This window comes from Stutzerimonas degradans, from assembly GCF_024448505.1.
GTDB classification, from domain to species: domain Bacteria; phylum Pseudomonadota; class Gammaproteobacteria; order Pseudomonadales; family Pseudomonadaceae; genus Stutzerimonas; species Stutzerimonas degradans.
Map to the genome: position 1 here is coordinate 425,163 of NZ_JAMOHV010000002.1, position 8,665 is coordinate 433,827.

Consider the following 8,665-nt stretch of genomic DNA (forward strand, 5'->3'; position numbering starts at 1 on the left):
GCCAGTGCAGGGCGGCTGCCTTTTCGCGGCCGCCTGCTATGATGGCCGCCCGGATTTCTCACGGCGACCGACCATGACCGACACAGCCTATTTTTGCGTCCTGTCGCATGAAGGCGTCCTTGCCGTACGCGGCCCAGACGCCAGCAAGTTTTTGCAGGGTCAGCTGACCTGCAACCTCAACTATCTCGATCACCACACCTCCAGCCTCGGCGCCCGCTGCACCCCGAAGGGGCGGATGCAGTCCAGCTTTCGCATTCTGACCGAAGGTGACGGCCTGCTGCTGGCGATGGCCAGCGAGCTGCTGCAGCCGCAGCTCGCCGATCTCGGCAAGTACGCAGTATTTTCCAAGTCGCAGCTCAGCAATGAAAGCGCGCTCTGGTGTCGCTTCGGTCTGAGCCAGGGAGACGGCGCCCTGGTCAGCCTCGGGCTCGAACTGCCGCAGGACGCCAATCAGGTGGTACGTGGCAATGGTCTGATCGCGCTGCGTCTGGCCGACGGACGCGCCGAGCTGTGGTGCAAGGCACAGGAGGCCGAGCAGGTCCGCCTGCGCTTGGGGGCCCAGCTTGCCGAAGCCCCGCTTCAGCGCTGGCTGCTCGACCAGATTCGCGCCGGCGTGGGCCAGGTCTTTGGGACCACGCGCGAGCTGTTCATTCCGCAGATGATCAATCTGCAGGCGCTGGGCGGGGTCAGCTTCAAGAAAGGCTGTTACACCGGGCAGGAAATCGTCGCGAGGATGCAATACCTCGGCAAGCTCAAGCGCAGACTGTACCGCCTCGCCGCCGATGGCGCGCAGAGCGAACTGCCGGCCGCGGGCGTCGAACTGTTCTCGCCGGTGCACGGCTCGAGCGTGGGCGAAGTCGTGCTGGCGGCAACCAGCGGAAACGGCATGGAACTGCTGGCCGTGGTCCAGGAAGACGCCGTCGCCGACGGTCGCATCTTCCTCGGTTCGCCCGATGGCATACCGCTGAGCCTGCTCGACCTTCCCTATACCTTGAACGCCGACCAGGAAATCCAGCGCTGAAGCCCGTATAAACGGCAGTCACGGCCGGCAGCGCACCGCGGCTGGCCATGACGCAGCACTCCACCACTGAAGGAATCGCATGAGCACCCTCGCCGACAAGGTTCAACGCGAACTGACCCGCGCCATCGAGAACGACGAACTGATTCTTCCAACGCTGCCCGAGGTGGCGCTGCAGGTGCGCGAAGCCGCAGAAGACCCGGACGTCAGCATCCTCGCGCTGAGCAAGGTGATCGGCAACGACGCCGCGCTGACCGCTCGCATCATCAAGGTGGTCAACAGCCCACTGCTGCGCACCAATCGCGAGATCACCGATCTGCAGATGGCGATCAGCCGCCTGGGCATCAATTACACTTGCAACCTCGCCACCGGCCTGGCAATGGAACAGATGTTCCAGGCCACGACCGATGTGGTCGACCGCAAGATGCGGGAGGTCTGGAACAAGAGCACGGAGGTGGCAGCCATCAGTCACGTGCTGTGCCGGCACTACACGCGCCTGCTGCCCGACCAGGCGACGCTGGCAGGCCTGGTGCACCAGATCGGCATTTTGCCCATCCTCACCTATGCCGAGGAGCACGGCGAGCTGATGGCCGATTCCATCAGCCTCAATCATGTGATCGACCGTATCCACCCGCTGCTTGGCGAAAAGATCCTGCGCGCCTGGGACTTTCGCGAGCCGATCGCGATCGTGCCCGGCCAATACAGCGATTTCACCCGAAACTCGCCGACGGTCGACTATGTCGACATCGTGCAAGTCGCCACGCTGCAAAGCTACCTTGGCACCAATCACCCCTATACGCAGCTGGACTGGAGCCGGATCCCGGCGTTCGCCAAGCTCGGTCTGGACCCAAGCACTCTGCTCCAGGAAGACGAGGACCTCTCGGCCGCGATGGACGCGGCGATGAGTATGCTCCAGTAAGCGGAACCGACCTGCCCGCGCTAGACCTGCGCGGGTAGCTGCCAGTCGATCGGCTGCATACCGTGCTGCCGGAGAAACTGGTTGGTGCGGCTGAAATGGCCATTGCCCAGAAAGCCGCGGTGGGCCGAGAGCGGCGAAGGGTGCGCCGACTTGAGAATGAGATGGCGGGTAGGATCGATCAGCCGCGCCTTGCTCTGCGCATGCGCCCCCCAGAGCAGGAACACCAGATGCGGCCGCCGCTCGCTGACCACCTCGATGATCCGATCGGTGAAGCGCTGCCAGCCAGCGCCTGCATGCGAGCCGGCATTGCCCTGCTCCACCGTCAGCGAGGTATTGAGCATCAGCACGCCCTGATCCGCCCAATGCTGCAGATAGCCGTGGCCCAGCGGATCGATGTTCAGATCGCGCTTGAGCTCCTTGAAAATGTTCTGCAACGACGGTGGTGGCGCAACGCCCGGCTGCACCGAGAAGCACAGCCCGTGAGCCTGGCCGGGGCCGTGGTAGGGGTCCTGCCCGAGAATGACCACCTCAACCCGTTCCAGCGGCGTCGAATTCAGCGCATTGAAGATCAGCGGCCCGGGTGGATAGATGACTTTGCCGGCGGCTTTCTCACGACGCAGGAAAGCAGACAGCTCGTGCATGTAAGGCTGATCGAACTCCTCACGCAGCGCATCCCGCCAGCTCGGTTCGAGCTTGATTCGATCATCCTGGGTCATCGGTTCACCTTTGCTTACGACGGAGCTGCCGCACCCTAGAAAAGCCGCGGCGCGCTGTCAACGCAAACCCCAACGCCACCTCGAACCGATGCGTTGCCCCGGGTCAACAAGGCGAAAGTCTAAACGCGATCAAAATGCTGCCGCAGTCACATTGGCGCCGCGAAGCATCCCCCGAGGTAATGACGCCCGTTCAGCGTCGGAGTAAAAAGCGGCAATTGCCAACAACCATAACAAGTAAGCAAGGAACTCCCGCGATGAAACGGACTACCCTCCTGGCGCTCATGCTGAGCTGCTGCGCTGCGGTCCAGGCAGCCGATCCCATCAAACTAGGCCTGAACTACCCCCGCACCGGCAGCTATAAGGAAGAGGGCCTCGCCCAGATGCGTGGCGCGCTGCTGGCCATCGACGAAATCAATGCCCGCGGCGGCGTGCTTGGCCGTCCGCTGGAGTTGATCAGCCGCAACAGCGCCTCGCGCCCGGAAAAGGCGGTCGCCAACGTCGACAAGATGACCGACGAAGGCGCAGCGATGCTCTTCGGCGGGGTTTCCAGCGCCGTTGCGATCGCTGCCAGTAAGCGCGCCAAGGAACATGGCCTGCTGTACTTCGGCACCCTGACCTACTCGAACGACACGACCGGCAAGGACGGCCATCGCTACATGTTCCGCGAGTGCAACAATGCCTGGATGAGCGCCCAGGTGCTGGGGCAATACCTCAACCAGAATCTGCCGGGGAAACGCTACTTCTACGTCACCTCCGACTACACCTGGGGCCACACCAGCGAAAGTTCGCTGCGCCAGGCCACCGGCACCACCGACCAGACCAAGCACCCCGGAGTGAAGACCGCCTTCCCCGGCGCCCGGCTGTCCGACTATCGCAAGGCCCTGCAGCAGGCAGCCAACAGCGACACCGAAGTGCTGGTGCTCGTGCTGTTCGGCGAGGATCTGGTACGCGCCATGCGCATCGCCGATGAACTCGGCCTGAACACCAAGATGCAGATCGCTGTGCCCAACCTGACCCAGAGCATGGTCGAGCTTGCCGGTCCGGACATCATGCGCGGCGTTCTCGGCACCGAGCCCTGGACCTGGCGCGTGCCCGAACTGGAAGGTTCCGAACGCGGGCAGGCTTTCGTGCGCAATTTCGACGAGCGCTACCAGACCCATCCGTCCAGCTCCGCTGCCTCGGCGTACAGCATCGTGCATCAATGGGCCGACGCCGCCACACGCGCTCGCAGCATCGCCAGCGAGTCGGTGATCGCCGCGCTGGAAAACCATCGCTACAAACTGCTCAAGGATGAGCAGCACTGGCGCAGCTTCGATCACCAGAACGTGCAGACGGTGTATGCCGTACGCGTCAAGCCGCGTGAGGACGTGCTCAGGGACCGCTTCAAGCAGGACTACTTCGAAATCGTTCATCGCCTCGATGGCGACCAGGCAGCGCCTACACTTGCCCAATGGCAGGAAGAGCGGCGCAGCGCCGGACAGGCCAACGCCTTGCAGTAAACCCCTCGGAAACGGGCCGCCAGCACAGGCGGCCCGCCTTCGCGGATTGGGGTGATCCCCCGACGACTCGCGTTCCTCGCTGCCTTGATAGAGACGCCCCGCTGCGCATGCTGGCGGGCATCGCCGAGGACGACCACATGAGCACCGCACTCGAACCGTATCAGTCCGGGGTCTTCGATCTGACCCACAAGCTGACCGTGGAAAAGCACGGTCACACCGCCCTCATCACCATCAACCATCCGCCGACCAACACCTGGGATCGCGAATCGCTGATCGGCCTCAAGCTGCTGATCGAGCATCTCGACCATGACGACGACATCTATGCGCTGGTGATCACCGGCAGGGGCGCCGAATTCTTCAGCGCCGGTGCCGATCTGCAGCTGCTCGCCGATGGCGACCGCCTGCGCGCACGGGAAATGGCGCGCCGCTTCGGCGAAGCCTTCGAAGCGCTGCGTGACTTTCGCGGCGTCACCATCGCGGCGATCAACGGCTACGCGCTCGGCGCCGGACTGGAGTGCGCGCTGGCCTGCGATCTGCGCATCGCCGAACAACATGCGCAGCTCGGCCTGCCGGACGCGGCAGTCGGCCTGCTGCCCTGCGCCGGTGGCACCCAGGCACTGGCGTGGCTGGTCGGCGAAGGCTGGGCCAAGCGGATGATTCTTTGCGGGGAACGCATCACCGCCGAAACGGCACTGCGCATCGGTCTGGTCGAACAGCTCGCAGAGTCGGGCGAATCACGTGGGCATGCCCTGCTGCTGGCGGCTCGCATCGCCCGTCAGAGCCCGGTGGCAATCCGCGCGATCAAACCGTTGATCAATGGCGCGCGCCAGCGTCTGCCCGATACCTTCGCCGCCGCCGAGCGTGAAGCCTTCGTCGAACTGTTCGAGGCCGAGGACACGCTGGAGGGCATTAACGCGTACCTGGAAGAACGCGAGCCTCGCTGGCGCAATCGCTAACACCACGCGGCGCGTTCAGTAACGCTCATAGCGGTGGCGATAGTCGTAGCGGCGCTGCTGCAGCGAGCGATAGTCGCGCCCGTCGCGTATCAACGGCGGCCGCTGCTGGTAATGCCGATCCTGCCAGTAGTACGGCCGCCCCGTTTCCCAATGCCGCTGGTAATAGCGTGGCGGCAACTGCCCCTGATAGCGCGGGGGCAAATTGGGCTGATGACGCGGGTAATACGGATACGGATTGCGCGGATCGTAGCGATACGGCGGCACATCACCGCGATGGATTGGCGGGTTCGCTGGCGCCCACACGCGATTGTCACGATCGGCCTGCGCTGGCGCCAGCCACACCAGACTGCACAGGAGCAACACGACACGAATGTTCATCTGCCACCTCCGAAGCGCAAGGCACCCATCTGTCGGTTTGACCGCGGCCGGCGGCATCCGAATGCGGACGGGCAAAACGTTGCAATGGGCGCGTTCGCCACCGCGACGGCCAGCCGCAGCTTGTTTGCCTGCGGTGGCTTCCCGATAATAGCGGCCCTTCAGCCTCATGGCTCCGCAGCGCGCGACGGAATTTCTGATGACCGAACTCGCCCTGATCATGGTTAGCGCCATCCTGGTCAACAATTTCGTACTGGTACAGTTCCTCGGCCTATGCCCGTTCATGGGCGTCTCGAAGAAGATCGAGACGGCCATCGGCCTGTCCCTGGCGACCACCTTCGTGCTCACGCTGGCGGCGATGTGCAGCTACCTCGTGCAGCAGTATGTACTCAAGCCGCTGGACCTGGAGTTCCTGCGCACCATCAGCTTCATTCTGGTGATCGCGGTAGTGGTGCAGTTCACCGAGATGGTGGTCAACAAGACCAGCCCGCTGCTCTATCGCGTGCTGGGAATCTTCCTGCCGCTGATCACCACCAATTGCATCGTGCTCGGCGTCGCCCTGCTCAACGCCAACAAGAGCGAGTTCACTTTCCTGACCGCCACCGCCAACGGGTTCGCTGCCGGACTCGGCTTCTCGCTGGTGCTGGTGCTGTTCGCCGCCATGCGCGAGCGCATTGCCATCGCCGACGTGCCCCGGTCGTTCCAGGGCGCCTCCATCGGCCTGATCACCGCCGGTCTGATGTCGCTGGCGTTCATGGGCTTCACCGGGCTGATCAAGCTATGAGCCTGGTGCTCGTGGCGGTTCTCGCCCTGCTGGTGCTCTGCCTGGTGTGCGGTGCGATTCTCGGCTTCGCCGCGGTGCGCTTTCGCGTCGAGGGTGACCCCATCGCCGAACAGATCAACGCCCTGTTGCCACAGACCCAGTGCGGCCAGTGCGGCTATCCCGGCTGCAAGCCCTACGCCGAGGCGATTGCTGCCGGCGACAAGATCAACAAGTGCCCACCCGGCGGCGAAGCGACCATCCAGGCGCTGGCCGACCTGTTGGATGTCGAAGCCGAGCCGCTGGATGCCGAAGGCGGCGAGAAACCGCAGATGGTTGCCTATATCCGCGAGGCCGAATGCATCGGCTGCACCAAGTGCATCCAGGCCTGCCCGGTGGACGCCATCGTCGGCGCGGCGCGGCAGATGCATACGGTGATCGTCAGCGAATGCACCGGATGCGACCTCTGCGTCGAGCCCTGTCCGGTGGATTGCATCGACATGATCGAACTGGGCAGCAACCTGCAGAGCTGGAAATGGGATCAACCGCTGGCGCCCGGCCAGTTGATCGGCACGGATCGGGAGCAGGCCGCATGAGTGTCATGTCGAAGAGCGACGTCGGCGTAGCGCGCACAAGCCATGCGGACGCCACGAAAGTCTGGGACATTCCCGGTGGCATTCACCCGGCCGAGCACAAGGCGCTGTCCAACCGCACGCCGATCCAGCCGGCGCCGCTGCCCAAACGGCTGATCGTGCCGCTGGCGCAACACCTGGGCGCACCGGCCGAGCCGTGCGTGCAGCTTGGCGAGCGCGTGCTCAAAGGGCAGAAGATTGCCGATGCGGCAGGCCTGATCAGCGCGCCGGTGCATGCACCGACTTCGGGCGTGGTCAGCTTCATCGGCCCGCAGCCTTACCCGCACGTATCCGGCCTGCCCGGCACCGCGATCGTCATCGACAGCGACGGCCTGGAGCAGTGGACCGAACTGCATCCGCAGCCGCATTACCGCTCGGTCGAGCCCGCCGCGTTGCTCGAAATCATCCGCCAGGCCGGCATCAGCGGTCTTGGTGGCGCGGGCTTTCCCGCCGCGGTCAAGCTGGGCGCACGCACCACGCAGAAGATTCATACCCTGATCATCAACGGCACCGAATGCGAGCCGTACATCACCGCCGACGACCTGCTGATGCGCGAGCAGGCCGAACAACTGGTGGCCGGTATCGAGATTCTTGCCTATCTGCTCGAACCTGAAGCGATCCTCATCGGCCTTGAGGACAACAAACCCGAAGCCATCGCCGCCGTGCGCGCGGCGGTCGGCGAGCGACCATTCACTATCAAGGTGTTCCCGACCAAGTATCCGTCGGGCGGCGAGAAACAGCTGATCCAGATCCTCACCGGCGAGGAGGTGCCCAGCGGCGGCCTGCCGGCGGACATCGGCATGCTCTGCCAGAACGTCGGGACCTGCGTGGCCATCCACGACGCGGTGCTGCTCGGCAAACCGCTGATCTCACGTATCACCACGCTCACCGGCGAAGCCCTGGCACACCCGATGAACGTCAAGGCGCTGATCGGCACGCCGGTGCGCGAACTGCTGGAATTCGCCGGACTCGACCCGGCCCGCCTCGATCGCCTGCTCATGGGCGGCCCGATGATGGGTTTCACCCTACCCAGCCTCGACGTGCCGCTGATCAAGACCACCAATTGCCTGCTGGCCGTCACCGCCGCCGAGCTGCCGCCCCCCCCACCGGCGCTGCCATGCATTCGTTGTGGCGAATGTGCCGAAGCCTGTCCCGCCAGCCTGCTGCCACAGCAGCTGCACTTCTTCGCACTCGGCCACGAGCATGCGCAGTTGCGCGCGCACAACCTGTTCGACTGCATCGAATGCGGCGCCTGCGCCTACGTCTGCCCATCGAGCATTCCCTTGGTGCAGTACTACCGGGCGGCCAAGGCGCAAATCCGCGAACTGGAACTCAAGCAGCAGAAGGCCGAACACTCCAAGCAGCGCTTCGAGCTGCGTCAGGAACGCCTGCGCCGCGCGGAGGAGCACAAGGAAGCCGAGCGCAAGTCCCGCGCCGAGAAAGCCGCACGCGCCAAGGCAGCGCAGACACCGTCCGCCGGAGCGCCGGCACAGGGCGATGCTGTCGCCGGCACGAGCAGCACGTTGAGCGACGAGCAGAAGCGCCTGAAGATCGAGGCCAGTCTGGCCCAGGTCGCGCTGAAGAAGGCCGAAAAACAGCTGGCGGCCCACGCCACTGAGGAACTGCAGGCGCAGGTAGCTGAACTGCGGCAAGCCGCCGAAGCCGCACAACGGGCGCTGGCCGCTGCCGTAGCGCCGGCTGCGCCCCAGCCCGCGGGGGACGAAGCGCTGAAAAAAGCCAAGATCGAGGCCGCGATGCTCCGCGCTCAGATCCGTAAGCTCGAAAAAACC

The 8,665-nt window shown here is 64.4% G+C and carries 9 protein-coding genes; 7 read left to right on the top strand and 2 right to left on the bottom strand.

All coding sequences use genetic code 11. The features are described 5' to 3' along the window. The first annotated feature begins 73 nt into the window (after positions 1 to 73). Positions 74 to 1,021, top strand: coding sequence for a CAF17-like 4Fe-4S cluster assembly/insertion protein YgfZ (gene ygfZ, locus NAV27_RS04970; protein WP_102827498.1), 948 nt, complete (start codon positions 74 to 76; stop codon positions 1,019 to 1,021). A 79-nt stretch (positions 1,022 to 1,100) separates the two neighbouring features. Beyond that, the gene (locus NAV27_RS04975) at positions 1,101 to 1,937 is read left to right on the top strand and encodes an HDOD domain-containing protein (protein WP_102827499.1); all 837 of its coding nucleotides are present in this window, start codon (positions 1,101 to 1,103) and stop codon (positions 1,935 to 1,937) included. Between the two features lie 20 nt (positions 1,938 to 1,957). Here the strand turns inward: NAV27_RS04975 and ung are convergent, their stop codons facing one another. Further along, positions 1,958 to 2,653, bottom strand: coding sequence for a uracil-DNA glycosylase (gene ung, locus NAV27_RS04980; RefSeq protein ID WP_102827500.1), 696 nt, complete (start codon positions 2,651 to 2,653; stop codon positions 1,958 to 1,960). A 254-nt stretch (positions 2,654 to 2,907) separates the two neighbouring features. Between ung and NAV27_RS04985 the strand changes: the two genes are divergently transcribed. Beyond that, positions 2,908 to 4,152, top strand: a complete 1,245-nt coding sequence (locus NAV27_RS04985; protein WP_008566796.1) for an ABC transporter substrate-binding protein — start codon at positions 2,908 to 2,910, stop codon at positions 4,150 to 4,152. Positions 4,153 to 4,289: 137 nt separating this feature from the next. Further along, positions 4,290 to 5,108, top strand: coding sequence for an enoyl-CoA hydratase (locus NAV27_RS04990; protein WP_102827740.1), 819 nt, complete (start codon positions 4,290 to 4,292; stop codon positions 5,106 to 5,108). A 15-nt stretch (positions 5,109 to 5,123) separates the two neighbouring features. On the opposite strand, the gene NAV27_RS04995 is transcribed toward NAV27_RS04990, so the two are convergent. Next, positions 5,124 to 5,486 (bottom strand): hypothetical protein, encoded by a 363-nt coding sequence (locus tag NAV27_RS04995; protein ID WP_054093682.1) that lies wholly within the window; start codon positions 5,484 to 5,486, stop codon positions 5,124 to 5,126. Positions 5,487 to 5,682: 196 nt separating this feature from the next. Between NAV27_RS04995 and rsxA the strand changes: the two genes are divergently transcribed. The 3 genes from rsxA to rsxC form a co-directional block, all read left to right on the top strand. Continuing rightward, positions 5,683 to 6,267, top strand: coding sequence for an electron transport complex subunit RsxA (rsxA, locus tag NAV27_RS05000; protein ID WP_003287086.1), 585 nt, complete (start codon positions 5,683 to 5,685; stop codon positions 6,265 to 6,267). Then, positions 6,264 to 6,839 carry an electron transport complex subunit RsxB gene (gene rsxB, locus NAV27_RS05005; protein WP_008566801.1) on the top strand — a complete coding sequence of 192 codons (576 nt, stop codon included), beginning with the start codon at positions 6,264 to 6,266 and terminating at the stop codon, positions 6,837 to 6,839. The genes rsxA and rsxB overlap by 4 nt, the downstream gene beginning before the upstream one ends. A gap of 5 nt (positions 6,840 to 6,844) precedes the next feature. Then, positions 6,845 to 8,665 (top strand): electron transport complex subunit RsxC (gene rsxC, locus NAV27_RS05010; RefSeq protein ID WP_256055290.1); only part of this gene is annotated, 1,821 nt, incomplete at its 3' end.

Bases quoted from the DNA above. Each gene is read 5' to 3' on its own strand.
- NAV27_RS04990 (WP_102827740.1), top strand. From the start codon at position 4,290: ATGAGCACCGCACTCGAACCGTATCAGTCCGGGGTCTTCGATCTGACC.
- ygfZ (WP_102827498.1), top strand. From the start codon at position 74: ATGACCGACACAGCCTATTTTTGCGTCCTGTCGCATGAAGGCGTCCTT.
- NAV27_RS04975 (WP_102827499.1), top strand. From the start codon at position 1,101: ATGAGCACCCTCGCCGACAAGGTTCAACGCGAACTGACCCGCGCCATC.
- NAV27_RS04985 (WP_008566796.1), top strand. From the start codon at position 2,908: ATGAAACGGACTACCCTCCTGGCGCTCATGCTGAGCTGCTGCGCTGCG.
- rsxA (WP_003287086.1), top strand. From the start codon at position 5,683: ATGACCGAACTCGCCCTGATCATGGTTAGCGCCATCCTGGTCAACAAT.
- rsxB (WP_008566801.1), top strand. From the start codon at position 6,264: ATGAGCCTGGTGCTCGTGGCGGTTCTCGCCCTGCTGGTGCTCTGCCTG.
- NAV27_RS04995 (WP_054093682.1), bottom strand. From the start codon at position 5,486: ATGAACATTCGTGTCGTGTTGCTCCTGTGCAGTCTGGTGTGGCTGGCG.
- ung (WP_102827500.1), bottom strand. From the start codon at position 2,653: ATGACCCAGGATGATCGAATCAAGCTCGAACCGAGCTGGCGGGATGCG.